The organism is Pseudoalteromonas sp. FUC4, assembly GCF_008370255.1.
Taxonomy (GTDB): domain Bacteria; phylum Pseudomonadota; class Gammaproteobacteria; order Enterobacterales; family Alteromonadaceae; genus Pseudoalteromonas.
This window is the reverse complement of the sequence record NZ_SEUI01000001.1, coordinates 946,918-971,141: the sequence shown is the minus strand read 5'-3', so window position 1 is coordinate 971,141 and position 24,224 is coordinate 946,918. Positions and strand designations below refer to the sequence as shown.

At 39.3% G+C, this 24,224-nt stretch carries 19 protein-coding genes; 7 read left to right on the top strand and 12 right to left on the bottom strand.

The features are described 5' to 3' along the window. Positions 1-30: 30 nt before the first annotated feature. From EU510_RS04375 to EU510_RS04365, 3 genes are all read left to right on the top strand, one after another. Complete coding sequence (locus EU510_RS04375) at positions 31-1,038, top strand: rhodanese-related sulfurtransferase (protein ID WP_002961191.1); 1,008 nt, start codon at positions 31-33, stop codon at positions 1,036-1,038. Between the two features lie 148 nt (positions 1,039-1,186). After that, complete coding sequence (locus tag EU510_RS04370; protein ID WP_149592419.1) at positions 1,187-3,082, top strand: DUF294 nucleotidyltransferase-like domain-containing protein; 1,896 nt, start codon at positions 1,187-1,189, stop codon at positions 3,080-3,082. 3 nt (positions 3,083-3,085) lie between these two features. Then, entirely contained in the window at positions 3,086-3,796 is a 711-nt protein-coding gene (locus EU510_RS04365; RefSeq protein WP_149592418.1) for a 3'-5' exonuclease, read from the top strand. Positions 3,797-3,890: 94 nt separating this feature from the next. Here the strand turns inward: EU510_RS04365 and EU510_RS04360 are convergent, their stop codons facing one another. Beyond that, positions 3,891-5,471: a BCCT family transporter gene (locus EU510_RS04360; protein WP_149592417.1), complete on the bottom strand. Its 1,581-nt coding sequence runs from the start codon at positions 5,469-5,471 to the stop codon at positions 3,891-3,893. An 892-nt stretch (positions 5,472-6,363) separates the two neighbouring features. Between EU510_RS04360 and egtB the strand changes: the two genes are divergently transcribed. Both egtB and egtD read left to right on the top strand, forming a co-directional pair. After that, a complete protein-coding gene (egtB, locus tag EU510_RS04355; RefSeq protein WP_149592416.1) occupies positions 6,364-7,635 on the top strand; it encodes an ergothioneine biosynthesis protein EgtB in 1,272 nt (423 codons plus the stop codon). Next, positions 7,632-8,606, top strand: a complete 975-nt coding sequence (gene egtD / locus EU510_RS04350) for an L-histidine N(alpha)-methyltransferase (RefSeq protein WP_149592415.1) — start codon at positions 7,632-7,634, stop codon at positions 8,604-8,606. Before egtB ends, egtD begins: the two co-directional genes overlap by 4 nt. Before the next feature lie 19 nt (positions 8,607-8,625). On the opposite strand, the gene EU510_RS04345 is transcribed toward egtD, so the two are convergent. From EU510_RS04345 to pxpB, 4 genes are all read right to left on the bottom strand, one after another. Further along, on the bottom strand, positions 8,626-9,489 hold the full coding sequence (locus tag EU510_RS04345) for a PhzF family phenazine biosynthesis protein (protein ID WP_149592414.1): 864 nt from the start codon (positions 9,487-9,489) through the stop codon (positions 8,626-8,628). Then, positions 9,473-11,146: an asparagine synthase B gene (gene asnB, locus EU510_RS04340; RefSeq protein ID WP_149592413.1), complete on the bottom strand. Its 1,674-nt coding sequence runs from the start codon at positions 11,144-11,146 to the stop codon at positions 9,473-9,475. Before asnB ends, EU510_RS04345 begins: the two co-directional genes overlap by 17 nt. Positions 11,147-11,505: 359 nt before the next feature. Next, positions 11,506-12,432 carry a biotin-dependent carboxyltransferase family protein gene (locus EU510_RS04330; protein WP_149592412.1) on the bottom strand — a complete coding sequence of 309 codons (927 nt, stop codon included), beginning with the start codon at positions 12,430-12,432 and terminating at the stop codon, positions 11,506-11,508. Beyond that, on the bottom strand, positions 12,425-13,090 hold the full coding sequence (pxpB, locus tag EU510_RS04325) for a 5-oxoprolinase subunit PxpB (protein ID WP_149592411.1): 666 nt from the start codon (positions 13,088-13,090) through the stop codon (positions 12,425-12,427). Before pxpB ends, EU510_RS04330 begins: the two co-directional genes overlap by 8 nt. A 248-nt stretch (positions 13,091-13,338) precedes the next feature. Between pxpB and msrA the strand changes: the two genes are divergently transcribed. Together msrA and EU510_RS04315 are read left to right on the top strand one after the other, a co-directional pair. Then, positions 13,339-14,628: a peptide-methionine (S)-S-oxide reductase MsrA gene (gene msrA / locus EU510_RS04320; RefSeq protein WP_149592410.1), complete on the top strand. Its 1,290-nt coding sequence runs from the start codon at positions 13,339-13,341 to the stop codon at positions 14,626-14,628. Positions 14,629-14,759: 131 nt separating this feature from the next. Beyond that, positions 14,760-15,536 carry an amino acid ABC transporter substrate-binding protein gene (locus EU510_RS04315; protein ID WP_149592409.1) on the top strand — a complete coding sequence of 259 codons (777 nt, stop codon included), beginning with the start codon at positions 14,760-14,762 and terminating at the stop codon, positions 15,534-15,536. Positions 15,537-16,279: 743 nt separating this feature from the next. On the opposite strand, the gene EU510_RS04310 is transcribed toward EU510_RS04315, so the two are convergent. The 7 genes from EU510_RS04310 to EU510_RS04280 all read right to left on the bottom strand — a co-directional run bounded on the left by EU510_RS04310 (position 16,280) and on the right by EU510_RS04280 (position 24,222). Further along, positions 16,280-17,161: a LysR family transcriptional regulator gene (locus EU510_RS04310; protein ID WP_024590165.1), complete on the bottom strand. Its 882-nt coding sequence runs from the start codon at positions 17,159-17,161 to the stop codon at positions 16,280-16,282. A gap of 333 nt (positions 17,162-17,494) precedes the next feature. Next, on the bottom strand, positions 17,495-18,151 hold the full coding sequence (locus EU510_RS04305; protein ID WP_007376577.1) for a CoA transferase subunit B: 657 nt from the start codon (positions 18,149-18,151) through the stop codon (positions 17,495-17,497). A gap of 14 nt (positions 18,152-18,165) precedes the next feature. After that, entirely contained in the window at positions 18,166-18,864 is a 699-nt protein-coding gene (locus EU510_RS04300; RefSeq protein ID WP_008135270.1) for a CoA transferase subunit A, read from the bottom strand. Between the two features lie 74 nt (positions 18,865-18,938). Next, the gene (locus tag EU510_RS04295) at positions 18,939-19,835 is read right to left on the bottom strand and encodes a hydroxymethylglutaryl-CoA lyase (RefSeq protein WP_149592408.1); all 897 of its coding nucleotides are present in this window, start codon (positions 19,833-19,835) and stop codon (positions 18,939-18,941) included. Then, a complete protein-coding gene (locus tag EU510_RS04290; protein WP_149592407.1) occupies positions 19,835-21,823 on the bottom strand; it encodes an acetyl/propionyl/methylcrotonyl-CoA carboxylase subunit alpha in 1,989 nt (662 codons plus the stop codon). The genes EU510_RS04295 and EU510_RS04290 overlap by 1 nt, the downstream gene beginning before the upstream one ends. A gap of 8 nt (positions 21,824-21,831) precedes the next feature. Further along, a complete protein-coding gene (locus EU510_RS04285) occupies positions 21,832-22,602 on the bottom strand; it encodes an enoyl-CoA hydratase/isomerase family protein (RefSeq protein WP_149592406.1) in 771 nt (256 codons plus the stop codon). Positions 22,603-22,614: 12 nt separating this feature from the next. After that, the gene (locus EU510_RS04280; protein ID WP_149592405.1) at positions 22,615-24,222 is read right to left on the bottom strand and encodes a carboxyl transferase domain-containing protein; all 1,608 of its coding nucleotides are present in this window, start codon (positions 24,220-24,222) and stop codon (positions 22,615-22,617) included. Between the last annotated feature and the right edge of the window lie 2 nt (positions 24,223-24,224).

The following is a 24,224-nucleotide window of genomic DNA, read 5'->3' as shown; positions in this document are numbered from 1 at the left end:
ATTGGCTAACAAGGCAAAATAGGAAATATAATGACTGTTGTTCATAAAGATAATGTAACGGGCGATCACTTTGTAGTATGTGCGCTGTATAAGTTTGTAGGTTTACCTGAATTTGAAGCTATCCGTAAGCCATTACTAGAAGTGATGGAAGCAAATGAAGTACGTGGTACTTTATTGCTCGCTGCCGAAGGTATAAACGGCACTGTTTCTGCAAAACGTGAAGGGATAGACAACTTATTAGCATGGTTAGATGAACAACCAAATTTAAAAAATATCGTTACAAAAGAGTCTTACGACGATGAATGTCCGTTTTACCGCACTAAAGTAAAACTAAAAAAAGAAATTGTAACAATGGGCGTTGAAGGCGTAGATCCGTTAAAAGTTGTGGGTAGCTATGTTAAGCCAAATGAGTGGAACGCACTTATATCTGACCCTGAAGTAATTTTAATTGATACACGTAATGATTACGAAATTGAAATTGGTACGTTTCAAAATGCGGTCGATCCAAATACTAAAACGTTCCGCGAATTTCCACAGTGGGCAAAAGAAAACTTAGACCCTGAAAAACACAAAAAAGTGGCGATGTTTTGTACCGGCGGTATCCGCTGCGAAAAATCGACAGCCTACATGAAAGAGCAAGGTTTTGATGAAGTTTATCACCTTGAAGGCGGTATTTTAAAATACCTAGAAGAAGTGCCAAAAGAAGAAACCATGTGGGAAGGCGAGTGTTTTGTATTTGATAATCGCGTTGCGGTTGATCATGACCTACAAAAAGGCTCTTATGATCAATGCCACGCGTGTCGTATGCCAATTACAGAAGACGAAAAGTTAAAGCCAGAATACATGGAAGGCGTCTCTTGTCATCATTGCATTGAAGAAGTAACAGATGAACAACGTGCACGTTTTGCAGAGCGCCAAAAGCAAATAGAATTAGCGCAAGCCCGTGGTGAAGGCCATATTGGGAATGAGGCACAAGCTGTTTTACAGCAACGTAAAGAAGCCAAAAAAGCGCAAAAAGACGCTCAACGCGGTAAGTAACTTTTTACAATAAGTACTACATTCAAAGAGCCTATTTAGGCTCTTTTTTTGTGCCCAAAATTGTGCAGTAATTGTTTTCACACCCCGATGATAGTGTTAACCTGCGAAATAGATTTAGTCATTTTAATGCGCATACAGGAAGGGATTTATGCAAGCCGAACAAGTTGAAATCGCACAATTTTTAGCACAACATCCTCCTTTTGATGACTTACCTCAAAAAGCGCTTAATGAGTTAGCTCAACAAGTAGAAGTTGCTTATTTTAGAGCTAAAACAGATATCTTGAGTTTTGGGCAAGACATATCTGATTTGTACGTAATTAGAAGTGGTTCTGTGGAAATGTATCGCCGAAATGGTGAGCTATACAATCGTTTGGCTACCGCAGGTATATTTGGCCAAATGGGTTTGTTGATGAACCGTAAGGTGCGTTTTCCTGCAACTGCTCTTGAAGATACGTTAGTTTATTGCATAAATGTTGAACTATTTAATCGTTACTGTGATGAGTTTGATGCGTTTGCTGATTACTTTGAAACAGACGGTAACGTGCGTTTACATCAAGCTATTGTCGAGCAAGCCGATGGCAATGACCTTACAACAGCTAAAGTAAAATCATTAATTCACAGAGATGTAGTCACCGTAGATGCAACCTCTACAATACAAGATATTGCTAAATTAATGACCGAAGAGGCGGTATCGTCAGTGTTGGTTACTGATGTAAATAAACCCATAAATGATGACCCAGAAGAAGATGACGGACAAGTAGTTGGTATAATAACCGATAGGGATTTACGTTCAAAAGTAGTGGCTAAAGGGCTTGATTTTAACACACAAGCAAAAAAGATTATGTCTACTAACTTAGTGCTTTTAGATGCTAATGACTATATTTTCGAAGCTGTACTCGCCATGCTTAGAGATAATCTCCATCATTTACCCGTTGTACAAAAAAGACGCCCTATAGGAGTTATCTCCCTCTCTGATATTTTGCGTTATGAATCCCAAAGTAGCTTATTACTTGTACGTGGCATACTGGCTCAACAAACAATAGAGGATTTGGCGCATTATGCGCGCCAATTGCCTAATGTGTTTGTTCGTATGGTTAACGAAGATGCAAACTCACACATGGTTGGTACAGCCATGGCTGTTATAGGGCGTACATTTAAACAAAGGCTACTTGTATTAGCAGAAGAAAAGTTTGGGCCACCTCCTGTGCCTTACTGTTTTATTGCTTTGGGCTCAATGGCTCGAGACGAGCAACTTATTGTAACCGATCAAGACAACGCGCTAATTTTAGATGACAGTTACGACGACGAAAAGCATAACGCGTATTTTCAAAATATTGCCGATTTTGTGTGTGATGGCTTAGCACAGTGTGGTTACACTTACTGTGATGGCGAAATAATGGCGTCGTTTAAAAAGTGGCGTAAAACTCGCTCAGAGTGGTTTGATCAATTTGCTGATTGGATAGCGCAGCCAAAACCACAAGCACTACTTAATAGCTCTATTTTTTTTGACTTAGATGGTGTGTGGGGCAAAACCAAGTGGGCCGACGAGCTTAAAATATTTATAGCAAAACAAAGTAAAGTAAATCGTGTATTTTTAGCTAATATGGCAGCAAATGCTAGAAATAGAACACCTCCGCTTGGTTTCTTTAAAGGCTTTGTTATGGAGCACAATGGCCAACATAAGCGTTCAATGAACTTAAAGCGAAGAGGGACTGCACCTCTTTCTGATGTTATTCGCGTGCACGCATTAGCTATTGGTTCGCGTAAACAAAATTCGTTTGAACGACTAGAAGATATTATTGAAGCTAAACTTTTACCACAGGGTAAAGCGCAAGATTTACGTGACGCACTTGAGTATATTGCCATGATGCGAATTCGCCATCAAGCGTGGCAAATAGAGAAGGGCGAAGAGCCCGATAACGACTTAGATCCACATTTACTTTCTCCTTTTGAACAACGAAACTTAAAAGAGGCATTCGCGATTCTAGAAAAAGCACAAAGCTATTTAAAATTTAGCTACACAGCAAACTCTGGTGTGAAGTAGCTTATGAATCCGCGTAATCATAAAGCAGTTGATTGGCAGGTGAGGTATAACGAGCTTGCCAATAGCACCAAAAATAAACTTTTAAAACACTTCTATGCTGGTGCTTATAATCAAGACAAAGCTGCAATAAAAGACGTACCTTTTGTAGCAATGGATTTTGAGACAACAGGTCTAAATAGCCAGAACGACGATATAGTGAGTGTTGGTTTAGTGCCGTTCAATTTAAAGCGCATTTATTGTAAGCACAGTCGTCATTGGGTTGTGCAGCCTAGGCGCAACCTTCATGAAGAGTCTATTTTAATACATGGAATAACGCACTCTGAGGTGGACGACGCCCCTGACTTTAGTCAAATTATAGAGCCTTTACTTGAAGCGCTCAGTGGTAAAGTTGTCGTGGTGCATTATGCCGCAATAGAACGTCACTTTTTAAATAATGCTTTATTGTTAAGGCTTAAAGAAGGTATTGAATTTGCACTTGTTGACACAATGGAAATAGAAAGAAGAGCACTAAAAGCAAGACAAGGGTTATTAGGGCGATTGTTTAACACAAAATTAGGTTCTCTTAGGCTAACAGATTGCCGTACGCGTTATTCCCTACCGGCATATCAAAATCATAATGCGTTAACGGATGCACTTGCTACTGCAGAACTTTTACAAGCGCAGCTAAGTTATCATTATCGTGTAGACACGCCCATTTCAGAGCTGTGGCTCTAGCTTTTAATGACCCAAAAAAAACGCCGCAAAAATTGCGGCGCTTTCGTTACTAGTTAAAAGTATTTCTAGCTAAAAGTGTTACTTACTAAAAGTATTACTTAACTGGGCGAGGCTCAGTTCGTAAACCTAAAACTAAGCTTAAACACATAAATAATAATACAATAGTAAATGGCAAGCCTGTAGAGACAGCGCCTGCTTGTAGTGCTTCAATTGCTTGTGTGCCGCCAATCCAAAGTAAAGCAGCAGCAATTGCGCCCTCAACCGATGCCCAAAATATACGTTGTGGTACCGGTGCATCAATTTTACCGCCAGCTGTAATTGAATCAATTACTAATGAACCAGAGTCAGATGACGTAATGAAAAATACCAACACTAATAAAATTGCAATAAACGATAAAATATTAGATAGAGGTAATTCATCAAGCATTTGGAACATAGCTAAAGGTACATCAGTTAAACCATTAGTGCCTAACGCACCAATACCATTAACCACTTGATCAATTGCAATACCGCCGTAAATCGACATCCATAAAATAGTAACTAGCGTAGGGATTAGTAATACTGCAATCAAGAACTCACGAATAGTTCGACCACGTGATACGCGCGCAATAAACATACCTACAAACGGAGACCACGAAATCCACCAAGCCCAATAAAATACAGTCCAGCCATGCATCCATGTTTCGTCTTCACGACCATGAGGATTACTAAGCGGAATTATATTTTCTACATAACCCATAATTGTATTAGGAACATTACCCATAGCAACAGCAAAACCTACTAAGCAAACAAACACTAATAAAGCAAAAGCAATTAGCATATTAATGTTACTTAAAAGTTTTACGCCGCCATCAATTCCGCGCACAACAGAAATTATAGCTAGTAGTGTTACGCCCACTATTACTAATATTTGAGAGCCAACACCACCTTCTGTACCAAATACATGGTTAATACCTGCAGAAGCTTGCTGCGCACCTAGACCCAAAGATGTTGCAAGGCCAAATAACGTAGCAAGTACAGCTAAGATATCAATGATATGACCAGGCCAACCCCAAGCTCTATCACCTAATATAGGATAAAAAATAGAACGAATTGAAAGAGGTAAACCTTTATTGTATGTAAAAAACGCAAGAGATAAACCAACAACAGCGTAAATAGCCCAAGGGTGAAGACCCCAATGAAACATAGTTGCGCCCATTGCTAATTTTGCAGCTTCTGGTGTATTAGCGGCTACATTAAGCGGTGTTTCGTACCAACCAGTAAAGTAAGCAACCGGTTCAGCAACGCCCCAAAACATAAGGCCGATACCCATACCCGCAGCAAATAACATAGCAAGCCATGAAACGCGAGAGTGAGAAGGTTTAGCGTCATCACCACCAAGGCGAATATTACCGTAAGGTGAAACAATAAGTGCTAAACAAAAGAGTACAAAGAAGTTAGCAGCCCACATAAATAGGGCATCAAAATTATTAATAATATCGGTCTTGATACTATCAAGCGCTGTTTTTGCAGTTTGTGGGTCGGTAACAAGTATGGCGATTAAAAAGATGACAATCAGGCCCGCACTAGTTCCAAAAACTGGGTTATGGATATCAAACCCCCACTTTTGTACGTTGTCCTGACCTACGGTGTAATCCGTATTGTCAATACTATATTTGTCATGATTTTCCTTCATGCAATACCTCTTTAGTTGTCCTAACAAGCCAAAATAAATTCGGCGTCATATCGAATTACATTAGCCTTTAAATATTAAGTAAAAAGTAATACCGTAATTATTTGAAGACTAACTAATTTGAAGTGTGATCATACAGCTAGTAGTGTATGAGTTAAATATTAAATGTAAATGAATTTGTATTTAAAACGCTGTTTATATAGCTAAATTCATGATTCTTTCATTTGAAAGTCCTAAAATCAAAAATTCAGTGAACGTTAAAATTTAGTTTGCTATTAAAAGTATTAATTTACTTGATTAAGTAAAAAAAGATCATTTTTGAGCAACTTAATTAATGCTTAAATATTAGGGCTTGTTAGTCTTTTAAGATTGAAATTTGTTAAATCTAGTCGCGATTTAATCGTTCCTAGTTTTATAGTTTAGCGGTTCGGTGACAATTTATACGTTATTTTCATGCTTGCATGTACATACGAATAATCAAGAGCCGGCTAGCAAAGAGCAAATTTATCTTCAAGGCTATTATAAATTTATAATCCGATAAGCATCTTTAATCAAGTTGTAATATGAATATGATTTAACACAACATTAGGGTATGTTGAATTTTGGCGATTGAATTTGCAGTAGTGTGTTTGGTCTTTAGGCAAGGCAGAGCCTATGTAGTGTGGTCATTCCCCATAAATAGGCGATAACGCTGCATAAATACCAAACATACACTGCCCTTTGGGTTCTTTCTAGGGACGATTAACTCTTTGTTACTCGGTTTTTACTTAGCCCACTAGGTTACAAACCTCGTGCCGCGATTTAATCGCCCCTAGATTGAACAATTTCAATCCAAAAAGCTCAGCATGCCCTAAGCTATATTTTATAAATAGATAGGCAAAGGATTAATACTATTATGCGTGAAAGCGTTACAAACGATACCAATCAAAACGAACTTGTTAAACGCTTTTGCAGCGTTAGAGACGAAAGCCTAGCTATTATTGAACCACTCACTGTAGAAGATTGCCAATTACAAGCTATGGCAGATGCCAGCCCAACTAAATGGCATTTAGCGCATACCACGTGGTTTTTTGAAACGTTTTTACTTAGTGTTCATTGTAAACAGTACGCAGTGTTTAACCCTCACTATAAAATGCTTTTTAATTCTTATTACAATGGGATTGGAGAGCAATTTAAACGAGCAAACCGAGGAAGCTTATCCAGGCCTGGTTTAGATGAAGTGTTAGCTTACAGAGAACATGTAAATAGCTGTGTAATTGAATTACTTAAGTCTGATGTTAACCCGCACATTAAAGATATTATTGAACTTGGGTTACACCATGAGCAACAGCATCAAGAGCTAATGCTTATGGACATTAAATATAACTTTTCAGTAAACCCATTATTTCCTCAATATAAAACACCGCTTTTAAGTAGCCAAAATAAATCAGTTGATATTAAACCCCTTAATTTTATCAATTTTGAACAAGCCATTATTAATATCGGCACAAATGCCGACGATGAATTTGCATATGATAACGAGTGCCCCAAACACCAAGTACTAATTCATCCATTCAGTTTTGCTAATAGATTGGTCACTAATGGTGAATATTTAGACTTTATAAATGCCGGTGGATATAGCAATCCACAGTATTGGTTAAGCGATGGTTGGGCGCATATTCAAAACACTCGTTTAACGCATCCACTATATTGGCATTGCATAAATAACGAATGGTTTGAATTTACACACTATGGATTGCAGCCATTAAATTTAAGTGCCCCCATCAGCCATGTTAGTTATTTTGAGGCCAGCGCCTATGCTAATTTTGTAAAGGCTCGCTTGCCTACAGAGTTCGAATGGGAATATGCAGCTAAAAACACACCTTTAACAGACACTAATAATAACGACCTAACACCGCAACAAGCAAAAGGTGATACTGAAATAAACCAGTTAACGGATTCATGTTGGCAATGGACAAACAGTGCATATTTGCCATACCCCGGTTTTAAGCCTATTGAAGGAGTAGCAGGGGAATACAATGGTAAATTTATGAATAACCAAATGGTGTTACGGGGCGGGTGTGTGTTTACCCCTCAAAACCATTTACGACAAACATACCGAAATTTTTATTACCCACATCAAGCGTGGATGTGCAGCGGGATAAGACTAGCTAAGGATATAGTATGAGCCAAGTAACAGCGATTAAACAAAGCAACATAACCGACATTGAATTTTTAAACGATGTGATAAGCGGATTAACTCAACAACAAAAAACGCTTCCGTGTAAGTATTTTTACGATGATAAAGGTGCGGCATTATTCGAGCAAATAACATCCTTACAAGAGTATTATGTTACACGTACGGAGTTGTCTATTTTAGAGCAATACTCGCAGTCGATTGCTCAAATGCTACCTGAAAACCTCTCTATTATTGAGCCTGGGTGTGGTTCGGGTAAAAAGGTCGCGTATTTATTAGCGCACATGGCAAACGTAAAAACCTTCGTACCGTTTGAAATTTCTGAGGAGATGCTCAGTTATTCACTTGCACATTTGTCACCGTTATTTCCTGATTTGGCAATTTCGCCATTACTAGGAGACTTTACACATAGCCAAATGGTTAAACAGCTAACCAAAGATACCGCTTTAGATAGTCAAACCAATTTGGTGTATTTTCCAGGCTCTACTCTTGGTAATTTTGCCCCAGTTAAAGCCATAGAGATTATGAATAATTTTCATCGCTTATGTGGTGTAAATGGTTATGTATTAATTGGGGTAGATTTAGTAAAAGAGCGCCAAGTGTTACTTGATGCATATAACGATAAAGCGGGAGTCACCGCTGCATTTAATAAAAATTTACTACAACGTATTAATAATGAGCTAAGTGGCACATTTAATTTAAATAACTTTAGTCATGAGTCACGCTTTAACGAGCAACATAGCCGTATTGAAATGCATTTAGTAAGTAACTGTAATCAAAGCGTGATTATAAATGATCAGCAAATAGAGTTTAAAGAAGGTGAAAGTATCCATACAGAAAACTCTCACAAGTACACGCTCGAATCGTTTACGCAGCTTGCAGCGCAAGCTAATTTAAAGTTAGAGCAAACATGGCAAGACGATAGTGACTATTTTGCATTGTGCTTATTAAGGCCGCTATAAACGTTTACTTAAGTTATCTTTAATAAATGACAACTTTAGCATTGTTAAACTCATAGTTTAGCAATGCGCCATTATTTGATTGCTGTATAAGCTTAGCTTTATTTAAACCATGTAGTCTAAATAGCAGGGGGGCAATAACAGATACCGCAGAGCCTGTAGCACTGTCTTCATTTACTCCAAACTGGGGTGCAAAGTATCTAAAATGCGCTCTGGCATTTTTCTTGTCTTTATTTTTTATACTAAGGGCAATTACTGCATTTTTGTGAAGTTTACTCAAAGCTTTAAAATCAACGTGTAAGCTTTTTAAATCGTCTTTTTCAACGTCCTTACTAAATTCTTCATTAAATAATACAACCGTATAACCGTTTTTATCACCGGTACTGTAGGCTGCTTTTATTGCTAATGAAAACACACTTTGTAACTCACCTTCAGCTAACTCGCTTTTTTTTGGCTCTATGCTTCTTAGTAACAACTGAGCACGTTGTTTTTTTACTTGTATAGTAAAGCGCTCATTACTCATTGAAATAAATACTTCAGGGCAGTAACCAAAATAACCTATTAAAAAATTAGCGGCAGCTAAAGTACCATGACCACAGCGTTTAATTTCACTTGTTTGGTTAAACCAGCGAATTTTACAATGGCGTTTAGTTATTTCATTCTGATTTAAAAATACCGTAGCAGGGTGATTTGATTGTGATGCAATATATTGCATTGTTTTTGATGTTAACCCATTTTTATAAATAACAATTAAAGCACTAGAGCCTTTTAAGTTATTTGTAGAGTTATAAAAAACAGATTCGGTACAAGTGAGTTTTATAAAGCGAAGCGTAAGCCATTTGGGCTTACGCTTCGTTAAACAAAGAGTGTTACCCTTTGCTTGCATACGCGTCGTTATGAATACCCGCTGCACGACCTGATGGATCTGCATTGTTTTGAAACGATGCGTCCCATGCAAGTGCTTCAGGAGTTGAACACGCTACCGACTTACCATGTGGTACACATTTAGCTGATGCATCACCAGGGAAGTGCGATTCAAAAATAGTACGGTAGTAGTAAGCTTCTTTTGAATCTGGTGTATTAATAGGGTATTTAAATTTAGCATTTGCAAGCTCTTGATCGCTCACTTGCTCGTTTACAAACTCTTTTAACGTATCAATCCAGCTGTAACCAACACCATCTGAAAACTGCTCTTTTTGACGCCATAAAACTTCATCAGGCAAGTAGCCATCAAAACCTTCACGTAAAATATGTTTTTCAATTTTGCCATCTTTACACATTTTGTCTTCAGGGTTGATACGCATAGCAACATCAACAAATTCTTTATCAAGGAACGGTACACGTGCTTCAACGCCCCATGCCGCCATTGATTTATTAGCACGTAAACAGTCAAACATATGCAGTTTTGATACTTTACGGTTTAGCTCTTCATGAAACTCTTGTGCGTTAGGGGCTTTATGGAAGTATAAGTAACCACCAAATAGCTCATCAGCTCCTTCGCCAGATAACACCATTTTAATGCCCATTGCTTTAATTTGGCGAGCCATTAAGTACATAGGTGTAGAGGCACGAATCGTTGTTACATCATACGTTTCAATGTGGTAAATCACTTCACGTAATGCATCAATACCTTCTTGAATGGTAAATATGATAGGGTGGTGAATAGTACCAATCATGTCAGCTACTTTTTGTGCAGCTGCTAAATCAGGTGAGCCCTCAAGGCCTACTGAAAAAGAATGCAGCTTAGGCCACCATGCATCGCTTTCATCGTTATCTTCAATACGTTTTGCAGCAAAACGCTGGGTAATAGCAGAAATAACTGATGAGTCTAAACCACCAGAAAGTAATACACCGTAGGGCACGTCACACATTAGCTGGCGTTTAACGGCCGCTTCTAATGCATCTTTAACGTCTTGTGCTTGTGCGTTGTTATCTTTAACTGCATCAAATGTTTCCCAATCACGTTTGTAATAAGGTGTCACTTTGCCATCTTTGCTGTACAGGTAATGCCCTGGTGGAAATTCTTCAATATGCTTACAAATTGGAGAAAGTGCTTTTAACTCCGAAGCAACGTAAAAGTTACCGTGCTCGTCGTGACCCGTGTAAAGCGGGATAATACCAATATGGTCACGGCCAATTAAGTAGGCGTCATTTTCTTCGTCGTATAAACAAAATGCAAAAATGCCATTTAGATCATCTAAAAAGTCAGGCCCTTTTTGTTTATAAAGCGCTAAAATAACTTCACAATCTGATTGAGTTTGAAAAGTAAAATCAACATCTAGCTCTGCTGCAAGTTCTTTATGATTATAAATCTCGCCGTTAACCGCTAAAATATTTGTTTTTTCAGGATTGTATAAAGGCTGTGCACCGCTTGATACACCAACAATAGCTAAACGCTCATGTACTAAAATAGCTTTTTCAGATGCATATACACCAGACCAATCTGGACCACGGTGTCTAAGCAGCTTTGACATTTCAATTGCTTGGGTACGCAATTGAGCGGGATCAGATTTAATATCTAATACCCCAAAAATTGAACACATAGTAACTCCTCATTCCTATTATGTGTGCAGCAGAGCCAATTTGCTGTGCTGCGAAACCTTGTTTTATCAGAAAAAATTACTCAAGTCACATAGCTTTTACAATTAATTAAGAATAATTTATGCACCAAGTAATATATAACTGCACCAAAGCGGGCAATGCATGATGCCTGTTGCTATTTTTACGTCGCTATTATTGTTCAAAGCTTGTGCAATCATCACTTTTAGCCCATTAATAGCAGTGTATTAATACATACTTAGCGCACCATTATGGTGCGCAGCTTAGCTTGTTAAATCAGGAATATGCACAAACCACCTTTCATTCCTGCGCAATAATTTTCCTATTTATTTTTAGAATATTTTTATAGGTTATTTTTAAGTGCAAGGCTCAATTGATGTAGGTGTCCGTCAAGTTTCTGCTTCGCCTTTGCTGCTTCTTCAAACGTTACATATTTGAACTCAACAGTATCTAAAGGTCTAAATTGTGCAAATTGATGTAAGTCGGCTTCAATAACAGTGCCTAAAAGTGGATAGCCCCCAGTGGTTTGGCCATCATTTAGTAACACAATTGGCTCTCCACTTGGTGGAAGTTGAATACTCCCAGGACTCACCCCTAGTGATGGCAAAGAGTGCGAATGCCCCAAATTATTTTTATGCTCAAGCCTTACGCCCATTCGGTTGCTGTTATTACTAACTTTAAATGCGGTAGATACAAAGTTGCTAAGTAAAGGCTCGCCTAATAAGTTGGCATGAGGACTTGGATGCAGTCGTATAAGCTTGCGCTGGGCGGGAGCCATTGCGCCTACTTTTATAAACTCTCCATAGTATGGAGTAATAGGTATTTCATCGCCAGTGGTGAGGGCTCTGCCTTCAAAACCACCAAAACATGCGTTTAAATCTGTAGATTTAGAACCCATAACCTCAGCATTTTGTATACCGCCTTTCACTGCTAAATAAGCTCTTAAGCCCGCTCTGCCGGTAGCAAAACTTAGGACTTGTTTGTTTTTTACTGCGTATGTCCAACCAGGATAAATTGCATGTCCATCAAGGGTTGCTTGCAAATCTGCACCATGAAGCGCAATTATTGTGTCGCAGGTAAATTCCAGTTCGCACAAACCTACAGTTATTTCTAAAACGGCATCATTGTCGTTATTGTTAAGTAATCTATTAGCAATGATTTGTGCATAAGGGTCTAGGCTACCCGCTTTGCTTACACCTAAATGGCGGTAGCCCTTACGGCCAAAATCTTGAATTGTAAGTAATACACCACTTTTAAGTACTTTAATCATGATTTGCTCCTTTATTAATGAGCGGAACAAATTCAAGCGTATCGCCTGGTTGAATTAAACAAGGTTGCTCAGAGGTCGAATCAAACAAAGCTGTATCTGTATGACCTATTATGTGCCAACCACCTGGGGTATCTGCGGGGTAAATTCCAGTTTGTGCAGCACCTATCGCAACAGAACCTTTAGGTACCTTAATGCGAGGCTCATCTCGCCTTGGTGTATGTAATTGTTCATTTAAGCCATGTAGGTAAGCAAAACCGGGCTGAAAGCCTAAAAATAAAACGTGGTACTTGGTGCTACTATGAATATTAATAACCTCATCAGCGCTTAAATTATGATAACGAGCCACGTAATTAATATCCTCACCCTTGTATGTGGTTTTGATTAAGTGATGCTGCCCCTTAAAAGTACTCGTTTTAATATCATTCCACAGCGCAGGTAGCACTTGTAACCACTTATTTAAGTGTTTATCTGATTTTAAATAAAAAGTAAGCGAGTTCATGGCGGGCACCAAATCGATAAATTCATCAGTGCTTTTACAGTGGCTAGCTAAAGCCCAAATTTTCTTTTGAATAGAGAGTCTATCTGTAGCGTCTAAATGCGATGCATCAAACAGTAAACTACTGTTTGTTAATGCATAAATGTAAGGGTCTGACTTCATTAAATAAACCTATTTGTACAACATAATTTAAACGTAACACAGTTTTATTAATTTATTTACACCATTGCGACTAAGTGGTTATGTTTATTGCCCAACTAAATTTAAGAGTATTTTTATATTCAATTAATCGTATTTAACTTATTGAGGACCAAAACTAAATACACTTCGTACTAAATAAGTAATTAGGTTGAAATGAAAATTAGGATAAGGAGGTCTTAATTAGCACGCACTTGTTTAAGAGGTACTTTATGAAACACCCGCATTTATTATATTTATCAGGCGCTGCTATTATATTTAGCGCAGGCAGCTTTGCTTTATCTATGGAAAAGGTTGAGCACAGTAATGTAGAAGCCACCATGCATGTAGAAACCATTGTACTGGGGTCTGGTTGTTTTTGGGGGGCCGAAAAACGCTACGAAGCGCTTAATGGCGTTATTGACGCTGAGTCAGGCTATGCAGATGGCAATGGCTTTAAAGCTACCTACAGAAACATTACTGATCAGTCTCGTCGTTTTGACGAGAACAATTATGCTGAAGTTGTACAAGTTATGTATAACAGCAATATAATTTCAGCAGAAGATCTCTTAAAAAACTATTTTGAAAGTCATGATCCTACGCAAAAAAATCGCCAAGGTAACGACATTGGTACCCAATATCGCTCAATTGTATTAACGACTACTGATGCGCAAGCTAAAGTAGCTGAGCAAGTTAAATCGAAATATCAGCAGCTTTTAACTGATGCGAGCTACGGCAAAATTGAAACGGTTATTAAACCGCTTCAAGGCTTTGTATCGGCAGAAGAGTATCATCAAAATTATTTAGAAAAGAATCCCAATGGCTATTGCCCTGATCATTCTACCGGTGTTGTTTTTAATAAAACACCCGTAGAAAAAGTAGATAACACTGCTTTATTAGCAGGAAAGCAAATCGTAGTTTTAGACTCACGTGAATACTGCCCATACTGTGAAAAGTTTAAAAAAGCGGTCGCAAACGATTACAAAGGCACGATACCAATGTCATTTCGCCATGCTGACCAGCTTAAAGGTTTAACCATTAAGTCAGCCACATGGGCAACACCGACCATTTTATTTTTAGAAAATGGTGTTGAGGTATATGGCCGCCAAGGTTATGCAACGCCTGAAGAGTTTTATAAAGCATTAGGCGCTTTTAAATTGGGTAACAGCGATGCTTATAAAGTTGCCTTTGATGCACGAACAGATAGACCTTACTGTAAAGAGTACAAAGAGTTTAAAAATACACCTGACGGTACTTTTGTTGATAAATTAAGTGGCGAGCCACTATTTGATACAAGCGATAGGTTTAACTCAGGTACTGGTTGGTTGTCGTTTACTCATCCTGTAAAAAACAACGTAACACAGCACGACGATAGCAGCTGGGGCATGACACGCATTGAGCTTCGCTCTAAAAGTACAGGCATACACTTAGGGCATTTATTTCCTGGTGAAGGCCCAAGAGGGCGCGATCGCTACTGCATTAACGCAACTGTACTTGATTTTGTACCAAGAGATAAAAGCTAAACCTTTTCTTTGCAAAGCCTGATTTTAATCAGGCTTTTTTGCGTAAAACAAAATAGTCTTATCATAACCTTTGCAAATTTGTTAAAATAAAAGCGTGCAGCTAATCGTCAATATTATTACTTAGGTTATTAATGAATCAATTTATAAAAATAGCAACGCAGTTAATGTATTTGCCTTTGGCTTTATTAATTTTTATAACCGATGTTAAGTCGTCAACGCACTATGTTGTTGGCGTAGAGAATATAGAGTATCTACCTTACTTTAATGGTAGTGGAACGAATGGTGCAGACTATTATGGCTTTAGTGAAGAACTGCTCACTTTATTTGCACAGCAGCACGATTTTGAATTTGAGTTTTACACGTTGCCAATTAATCGTCTCTATAAAGAATTCATTGACCACCATCATGTTGATTTTAAATATCCAGATAACCCTCAATGGAAACCAAGTTATAAAGCTTCCTTTGGTGATTTAAATGTAATTATTTATTCGCAGCCAACCGTTGTGACTAAAACGGGTATTGCGAGTTTAAGTAAAAATATCACTATTGATGAATGCATTAGTTTTGCAACGGTAAGAGGGTTTACGCCTCAAAGCTTTAAACCGTTAATGAATAATGAAAATGTTGAGTTAATAGAGACAGCTAACGTAATTGAATTAATAGAGTTGCTTTTAAAAGAGCGAGTGGAGTGTATTTACATATCTAACGATGTATTAAATTATAACCTCCTGAAATACTTTAAATTAACCCGACCTGTTTATTTTCAAAACGAATTGCCAATAGATTTACAAGCCTTTTTATTATCGTCGATTGACTACCCTGACATAATCAAGAAATTTAATACCTTCTTGATTTCACATAAAGTGCAAATAAGTAAATTAAAAAAAGAATATCAAATTAAAAATTAACTAAAAAAGCCCCGTAAGTTATAACTTACGGGGCTTTTAAAAGAATTAAACTTGTATTGCATATCATGTGGTTTGCGCCAAAAATAAAAACAGTTCAAGCCAAGTCACCACCTAACTTGAACCGCTTTTTCACACTGACAACATCTTCACACACAATATAAAGATTCTGTTTACTACGCGTTGGTAGTTTTGTATTACATATCATGTGGTTTATGCCAAAAATAAAAACAGCTCAAGCCAAGTCACCACCTAACTTGAACCGCTTTTTCACACTGACAACATCTTCACACACAATATAAAGATTCTGTTTACTACGCGTTGGTAGCTTTGTATTGCATACCATGTGGTTTGCGCCAAAAATAAAAACAGTTCAAGCCAAGTCACCACCTAACTTGAACCGCTTTTTCACACTGACAACATCTTACACACACAATATAAGATTCTTTTCACTGCTACATTTGAGTTACTAGAACTCTAAAGGTTGCATTTATGGCTCTTAAAAAAACAAATTAACTGAGTTGTTTTGAGCTGATGAAGTAACTTTAATATTTAACTTTATTTTCGACAAACGATAAAAACGAAACCAATGAGTGAAAAAAATTAAACTATAGACTTTAGTCTAATGCCTGGCGTTAAGTTTATGTATTTAATTAAAAATATTATTCAAAATTGCAGAGAGGTTTAGACGAGTTCAGTAATACAACACAGAGTAGGTTGTATTACTCAACTCGTCTAATAGGGGATTATTCTTGGATTTTTCTAAACGTATTTACAACCCACTTCGCAAATAAATCAAGCGGGTGATTAGGTGTGCTTGATTCGTGCTGCACTAAATAGTATTTATCTTTAGTTGTTAAAGGCTGTTCGAATAATTTATAAAGCCATTGCTCATCTAGCCAGCTTTGACTAATAGGCAGTGGTATAAGTGCAATGCCCATGCCTTGCTGCGCCGCACGCGCTACACCAAACATGCTATCTATTTGAATAATTTGCGAAGGAGAAAAGTCATCAATCCCTGCTTTTTCGGCCCACTGATGCCAAGCCCACGGGCGAGCTTTGTGTAGGATTAACGGAACTTGGTTAAGGGCTTGACGATGATCGTCCCTCCACTGATCGAGCAATTTTTTATTACATGCAGGAATATACTCAAGGTTAAACAACTCAGTCGCTAACCCTTCAGTAGGTTTACCAGATGACAATACAATAGATAAATCGCTATGACGCGTTAATTCTTTGCGTGTTTTAAGCGTGTCCATTTGCAGGTTTATATTAGGATGCTCTGACGTCCACTCACTTAATTTAGGCATGAGTAGTTCGCTGGCAAAAAATTCAGGCAGCGTAATCGTCAAATTTGTATTTTGCTGCATCTGACTAAACTCGTTAATGGTGCCCTCTAACATTGTGATGATAGGAGACACAGCATCAAAAAAGTTTTTACCCGCTGTGGTTAAGCTAATTGAACGCGTTTTACGTTGAAAAAGCTCAATACCAAGTTGTTCTTCAAGTTGTTTTATTTGATGGCTTACCGCAGACGGCGTTAAGTACAGCTCATTAGCTGCATGCTTAAAACTTAGGCTTCTTGCGGCAAAGCAAAAAGAGCGAAGGCCACGAATAGGAGTTTGCATGTTTTCCAGAATTATTTAATTTATTGAGACGCCTTACTTAGGCAAAATTTGAACCAACTATTTAATACATAAATATCAGTAGGTTAAAAATAAATTTAGCGCTAGTTCACAAAAAGGGTGCAGGCTATCCACAAAATAGTGCAAAGAATCTAAGCGCTTACATTTAATTTATATTTGTATTATAGATAAAATTTACTACAGATGTATGAATGACGGTAAAAATAATGACAAAAGATAAAAAAAATCCCTCGTGAGAGGGATTTTGGGTAACTCAGCGCCATTGGCACTGGGAATGAGGTCGGTACAGGGTAAAGCGTTATTTTAAGCTAAAGCTTAAAAAACCATTTCTGGAACTTCACCGTCAACAAGTAATTTACCTGCTGTTTTACTAATGATTTCATCAACAGATACGCCCGGAGCACGCTCTAATAGATGAAATGCGCCGTCTTTAACTTCTAATACGGCTAAATCTGTTACTATTTTTTTTACGCAATTAACGCCAGTTAGCGGTAAAGAGCAGGCCTCTAATAGTTTAGAGTCACCATGCTTACTTGCATGGGTCATAGTAACAATAATATTTTTCGCGCCAGCGACTAAATCCATCGCGCCACCCATGCCTTTAATCAGCTTTTTAGGGATCATCCACGATGCGATGTTGCCGTTCTGGTCAACTTCAAATGCACCCAGAACGGTTAAGTCTACATGACCACCCCGTATCATGGCAAAACTATCTGCACTATTAAATATGGCTGCACCTTTGGCTGCTGTCACGGTTTCTTTACCCGCGTTAATCATATCGGCGTCTAGCTCTGCTTTAGTGGGGTACGGGCCCATGCCTAAAAGGCCATTTTCGGACTGTAACATAACTTCAATATCATCCGGTACATAGTTTGCGACGAGTGTCGGAATTCCTATACCCAAATTTACGTAGTAACCGTCCTGAAGTTCTTGTGCAACGCGCATTGCAACTTGTTCACGTGATAATGCCATAATTATGCTCCTGCTTAATCTCGTGTTGTTACACGTTCAATGCGTTTTTCAAAGCTGCCTTTAATAACGCGATTTACAAAAATACCTGGGGTATGAATTTGGCTTGGCTCAAGCTCACCCGGCTCTACAATTTCTTCTACTTCGGCAACGGTAATTTTGCCTGCTGTTGCAGCCATTGGATTAAAGTTCATGGCGGTGTGTCTAAACACTAAATTACCAAAGCGATCGGCTTTCCACGCTTTAACAATAGCAAATTCACCCGTTATAGACTCTTCTAAAATATACGGGCGACCATTAAATTCTTTTACGTCTTTGCCTTCAGCCACAGGAGTACCGTAACCGGTTGCGGTGTAAAACGCAGGTATACCCGCGCCACCAGCTCGCATTTTTTCAGCAAGTGTGCCTTGAGGCGTAAGCTCTACATCAATTTCGCCGCTTAATAACTGCTGCTCGAATAGGGCGTTTTCGCCAACGTACGAGGCAACTACTTTTTTAATTTGTTTGTCTTGTAATAAAATACCTAAACCAAAGTCATCAACACCACAGTTATTAGATACTACGGTTAAGTTTTTTGTTTGCATGTGCTTAATTTGTTTAATTAAGCCCTCAGGAATACCACATAAACCAAAACCACCGGCAATAATGGTATCGCCGTCTTTTAATCCTTCCATTGCAGCTTCGTAACTAGAAACTACCTTATCAAAACCGGCCATGAGTCTCTCCTCATTGTGTGCTATTTGTTGTTAATTATCTTGTGTGAGTAGTGAATTATCATTTTATAAGATAGTTATTTAGTGTGTAGTGCCACAGATACTTTGCTCACAGGTTGCTTACCAAGTGCTTTGGTTATTTCCCAGCCAGCCTCACTTAACCTTTTTAAATCAATTCCATGTTCAATGCCAAGCCCTTGCAGTAAGTAAACTACATCTTCGGTGGCAACATTTCCTGACGCACCCTTAGCATAAGGACAGCCACCAAGGCCTGCAACTGCCGCGTCAACCGTTGCTATACCTAGGCTTAAGGCTGCGTAAATATTTGTTAGCGCTTGACCGTAAGTATCATGAAAATGCACGGCAAGTTTAGTTTTATCAATGTGCGTTAAAAGTAACTCTATTAACTGCGTTACTTTTTTAGCGGTGCCAACACCAATAGTATCGCCAAGGCTTACTTCGTAACATCCTAAATCTAATAGTTTTTGCGATACACTCAGTACTGCTTGCGGGTCAATCTCCCCCTCGTATGGGCAACCGAGCACACAACTTACATAACCACGTACGCGAATATTATTAGTTTTAGCAAATGCCATTACTTCGCTAAAACGTTCAATACTTTGCTCTATTGAGCAGTTTATATTTTTTTGACAAAACGACTCACTCGCAGCTGTAAATATAGCAAATTCTTTAATACCAACAGCATGCGCGGCTTGTGCACCTTTTAAGTTAGGTGTAAGGGCGCTTAAATTTACGTCAGGTAAGTTGAGTGCTGATATTACATCCGCTGAATCTGCCATTTGTGGCACCCACTTAGGGGAGACAAACGCGCCAGCTTCAATATCTTTTAAGCCAGCAGTACTTAGCTCGTTAATAAGCGCTACTTTATCGGCTGTGCTTACTGTTTTTTCGTTTTGTAGGCCGTCTCGCGCGCCAACTTCAACAATACGTACTTTACTTGGTAAGGCACTCATTATGCACCTTCCTCAGTTGTATCTTCGACAATAGCAAGTAAGGCTCCATGCGTTACTAATTCGCCTTCACCAAAACAGTAGCTTTTTAAAATGCCGTCGTGTGGTGCGTTAAGCGTGTATTCCATTTTCATGGCTTCGATAATAACAACCGCATCGCCTTTGGTAATTGTGCTACCAATGTCGATTAAGTGCTTAACTACTGTGCCATTAAGCGGCGCGGCAAGTGGCAAAGCTTCGCTTTCGTGCGAACTAATATAGTGTTTATCAACTAGTTCAAGCTTAGTTTGCAGTGCTTTATTCATCACCGTCAAACTATTACCTACCGTACTTACATGTGCGCTGTGTTTTTCGCCGTTAATAAATACACTACACAAGCCGTTATTTAATGTGCCTTGTAGAGTAAATACGTGCTCGTTATGCGTAATACTATAGCCCGCTGGCGTTTTTATAGCGCTTAGCTGTAAATCGGCAAAAGGGACTTTAATTACTTGTGGTGCATTGAGTGTAAAACCAGTTAGTTGTTGCCACGGGCTTGCACTGTTTTGCGCATTTTGTGTGTTAGTTAACGATTCTAAATATGCAAAAGCACCAATAAGCTGACTTGTTTGCAATAACGATTTATCAACCGCAACTAACGAGTCGCCTTGCTCTGCAATAAAGTGTGTACTTGGCGCACCTTGCTTAAAGGTAGGGTGGCTTGCTAAATTATGTAAAAAGCCAATGTTAGTGCTAAAACCCGCTAAATGAAATTGCTCAAGGGCGTGTTGTAAACGGCTCCGTGCTTGTTCGCGATTGTCATCGTGCACAATAAGTTTTGCAATCATCGGGTCGTAAAATGGGCTGATTTCGTCGCCTTGTGCAATGCCTGTATCAATGCGTACAAATTCACTGTTAAGTGGAGTGTGCAGTGCTTCAATAGTGCCCGAACACGGGATAAAGTCGTTAGCTGGATCTTCTGCGTATATACGCGCTTCAAAGCTATGACCCTGCAATTGAATATCACTTTGTGTCAGTGGCAATGTTTGCCCACCCGCAATATTAATTTGCCAATTGACTAAATCTACACCGGTTACCATTTCGGTCACTGGGTGCTCTACTTGAAGGCGCGTATTCATTTCCATAAAGAAAAATTCATCGCCACACAGTAAAAACTCAACCGTACCTGCGCCTCTATAATTTATAGCCAGTGCACAGCGCACAGCTGCTTCACCCATTTCTTTGCGTAGTTCGTCAGATAAACCCGGAGCAGGGGCTTCTTCAATTACTTTTTGATGACGACGTTGCAAAGAACAATCACGATCGCCTAAATAAACACAGTTACCGTAGTTATCTGCAAATACTTGCACTTCAACATGGCGAGGCTGGTTTACATAGCGCTCTAATAACACTAAGTCGTTACCAAAACCGGCAATCGCTTCACGTTGCGCACCTTGAAGTGCGCTCATAAAATCTTTTGCTTCTTGTACAACGCGCATACCTTTACCACCGCCACCAAAGGCAGCTTTAATGAGTACAGGGTAGCCAATTTTTTCAGCTTCACTTTGTAAAAAAGCAGGGTCTTGTTTATCACCATAATAACCTGGTACTAATGGCACATTAGCAGCTGCCATTATTTCTTTAGCGCGGGTTTTAGACCCCATTGCTTCAATACTGCTTGCTGGTGGTCCTACAAAAGCAATGTTGCTAGCTTCGCAGGCTTTAGCAAATTCGCTGTTCTCAGATAAAAAACCATAGCCTGGGTGAATACAATCAGCGCCGCAGTCTTTGGCAACTTGTAAAATTTTGTCTGCCACCAAATACGAATCTTTACTTGGTGCAGCGCCAATATGGTAAGCCTCGTCAGCCATTTTTACGTGCTGGGCATGTTTGTCTGCGTCAGAATAAACCGCGACCGTGGTTAAGCCCATTTGTTTTGCGCTGCGCATTACTCGGCACGCAATTTCTCCACGATTGGCAATCAGTATTTTTTCTAATCGTTGTGTGTTCATAATCAATCCTACAGTTGCCAAGCGGGTGGACGTTTATCAAAAAAAGCACTTAGCCCTTCTTGACCTTCTTCAGATACGCGAATTTTTGCAATACGCTCAGCGGTAAGCTCAATGAGTTCATCGGTAATTTCTTTATTTGCTACATCGTTAATTAATGCTTTTGCGGCTTTTACTGCAACAGGTCCATTATCAATCAGTGTTTGCAGCATATTATCGACCGCACAGTCTAAATTACCGGTTACTTGATGAATTAAGCCAAGTTGCTTAGCAGTATGTGCATCAAATACTTCAGCCGTTAAAAAGTACCTGCGAGCAGCGCGTTCACCAATAGCTTTAATTACATACGGGCTAATAACCGCCGGAATAAGACCCAGCTTTACTTCGCTTAAACAAAATTGAGCATCGTCTTTACTAAGGGCTATGTCGCAACAAGCTATTAAGCCCAGAGCACCACCAAAAGCAGCACCTTGCACAGCGCAAATTGTAGGATGCGGGGAGCTTGCCAATACCTGCATTAATTTAGCTAATTGCATTGAATCAGCTAGGTTATCGGCATAGTTGTTATCCGCCATTGATTTCATCCAGGCTAAATCGGCACCGGCTGAAAAGTGTTTACCCTCTGTTTTTAAAACCAGAGCACGAATATCAAGCGTATTTGCATGTTCAATACACTGAATCAGCTCGTGTATTACTTCACTGTTAAATGCGTTTCTTTTTTCTGGGCGGCTTAACACAAGTACAGCCACATTAGATTTTGTTATTTGTAGTGTTACTGACATTTTGTGCTCCGGTTACATTCTAAATACGCCAAATTTTGAATCACGTTGTGGTGCATTGTTCGCAGCCGCTAACGCAAGCCCTAATACATTACGCGTGTCGGCAGGATCTATAATGCCGTCATCCCACAAGCGTGCGCTGGCGTAATACGGATGACCTTGCTTTTCGTATTGATCAATAATTGGTTTTTTAAAGTCAGTGATTTCTTGCTCGCTCATGTTTTGGCCTTTACGTGCTAAACCATCTTGTTTAACTTGCGCCATTACACCCGCAGCTTGCTCGCCGCCCATTACAGAAATACGGGCATTAGGCCACATCCACATCATGGTTGGTTCAAATGCGCGGCCACACATTCCGTAGTTACCTGCGCCGTAAGAGCCGCCAATAAGTACAGTGAATTTAGGCACATCAGCACACGAAACCGCCATCACCATTTTAGCGCCGTGCTTTGCAATGCCTTCGGCTTCGTATTTTTTACCCACCATAAAGCCGGTAATATTTTGTAAAAACACTAAAGGAATATTGCGCTGAGCACACAGCTGAATAAAGTGCGCGCCTTTTTGCGCCGACTCACTAAATAAAATACCGTTATTAGCCACTATGCCAACCGGGTTGCCATAAATGCTGGCAAAACCGGTGACCAGCGTTTCACCAAAGTAACGTTTAAATTCATCAAATGATGAGTCATCCACTGTGCGCGCTATTACTTCGCGTACATCAAACGGCTTTTTAAGATCGGTGCCTACAATGCCGTAAAGCTCGTTTATATCGTATCGCGGCGGTTTTACATCCTCTAGAAGAGGGACTGTAGGGCGTGTGTAATTAATACGCTCAATACATTGGCGCGCAATAGACAGCGCATGAGCATCATTTTCAGCAAAGTGATCGGCAACACCCGACACTTTACAGTGCACATCGGCGCCGCCTAGTTCTTCAGCGGTTACTTCTTCGCCTGTTGCTGCTTTTACAAGGGGCGGGCCGGCTAAAAATATAGTGCCTTGATCTTTTACAATAATGCTTTCATCGGCCATTGCAGGTACGTACGCACCACCAGCGGTACATAAACCCATTACTACAGCAATTTGTGGAATGCCTTTACCCGACATACGGGCTTGGTTGTAAAAAATACGACCAAAATGCAGCTTATCTGGAAATACATCATCTTGCTCTGGCAGATTTGCACCGCCCGAATCCACCAAATAAATACACGGTAAGTGGCAACGCTCTGCGATATCTTGTGCGCGTAAATGCTTTTTAACGGTAAGCGGAAAATATGTACCGCCTTTAACCGTGGCATCGTTTGCAATAATCATGCATTCAACGCCTTTAACACGGCCAATACCGGCTACAACGCCTGCACAAGGTATTGCTTGTTCGTACACACCAAAGGCAGCAAATTGTGAAATTTCTAAAAACGGTGAGCCTTCATCAATTAATGTACTTATACGGTCGCGAACAAATAATTTACCACGGCCTTCGTGGCGCTCTTTTAATGCAGCGCCTCCGCCTTGGCTAATTGTGGCTACTTTATCGCGTAAATCATCCACCAGCGCTGACATATTTTTATGGTTTTGCACAAACGTTGGATCGTGAGGATTAACGCTCGATTTTAAAATAGTCATGG

Excerpts from the sequence above, each read along its gene's own strand:
- EU510_RS04345 (WP_149592414.1), bottom strand. The coding sequence starts at position 9,489 with ATGCAAGCAAAGGGTAACACTCTTTGTTTAACGAAGCGTAAGCCCAAA.
- egtB (WP_149592416.1), top strand. The coding sequence starts at position 6,364 with ATGCGTGAAAGCGTTACAAACGATACCAATCAAAACGAACTTGTTAAA.
- EU510_RS04375 (WP_002961191.1), top strand. The coding sequence starts at position 31 with ATGACTGTTGTTCATAAAGATAATGTAACGGGCGATCACTTTGTAGTA.
- pxpB (WP_149592411.1), bottom strand. The coding sequence starts at position 13,090 with ATGAAGTCAGACCCTTACATTTATGCATTAACAAACAGTAGTTTACTG.
- EU510_RS04280 (WP_149592405.1), bottom strand. The coding sequence starts at position 24,222 with ATGACTATTTTAAAATCGAGCGTTAATCCTCACGATCCAACGTTTGTG.
- EU510_RS04305 (WP_007376577.1), bottom strand. The coding sequence starts at position 18,151 with ATGGCATTATCACGTGAACAAGTTGCAATGCGCGTTGCACAAGAACTT.
- EU510_RS04300 (WP_008135270.1), bottom strand. The coding sequence starts at position 18,864 with ATGGCCGGTTTTGATAAGGTAGTTTCTAGTTACGAAGCTGCAATGGAA.
- EU510_RS04360 (WP_149592417.1), bottom strand. The coding sequence starts at position 5,471 with ATGAAGGAAAATCATGACAAATATAGTATTGACAATACGGATTACACC.
- EU510_RS04295 (WP_149592408.1), bottom strand. The coding sequence starts at position 19,835 with ATGAGTGCCTTACCAAGTAAAGTACGTATTGTTGAAGTTGGCGCGCGA.
- EU510_RS04285 (WP_149592406.1), bottom strand. The coding sequence starts at position 22,602 with ATGTCAGTAACACTACAAATAACAAAATCTAATGTGGCTGTACTTGTG.
- asnB (WP_149592413.1), bottom strand. The coding sequence starts at position 11,146 with ATGTGTTCAATTTTTGGGGTATTAGATATTAAATCTGATCCCGCTCAA.
- EU510_RS04315 (WP_149592409.1), top strand. The coding sequence starts at position 14,760 with ATGAATCAATTTATAAAAATAGCAACGCAGTTAATGTATTTGCCTTTG.
- EU510_RS04290 (WP_149592407.1), bottom strand. The coding sequence starts at position 21,823 with ATGAACACACAACGATTAGAAAAAATACTGATTGCCAATCGTGGAGAA.
- EU510_RS04330 (WP_149592412.1), bottom strand. The coding sequence starts at position 12,432 with ATGATTAAAGTACTTAAAAGTGGTGTATTACTTACAATTCAAGATTTT.
- egtD (WP_149592415.1), top strand. The coding sequence starts at position 7,632 with ATGAGCCAAGTAACAGCGATTAAACAAAGCAACATAACCGACATTGAA.
- EU510_RS04310 (WP_024590165.1), bottom strand. The coding sequence starts at position 17,161 with ATGCAAACTCCTATTCGTGGCCTTCGCTCTTTTTGCTTTGCCGCAAGA.
- msrA (WP_149592410.1), top strand. The coding sequence starts at position 13,339 with ATGAAACACCCGCATTTATTATATTTATCAGGCGCTGCTATTATATTT.
- EU510_RS04370 (WP_149592419.1), top strand. The coding sequence starts at position 1,187 with ATGCAAGCCGAACAAGTTGAAATCGCACAATTTTTAGCACAACATCCT.
- EU510_RS04365 (WP_149592418.1), top strand. The coding sequence starts at position 3,086 with ATGAATCCGCGTAATCATAAAGCAGTTGATTGGCAGGTGAGGTATAAC.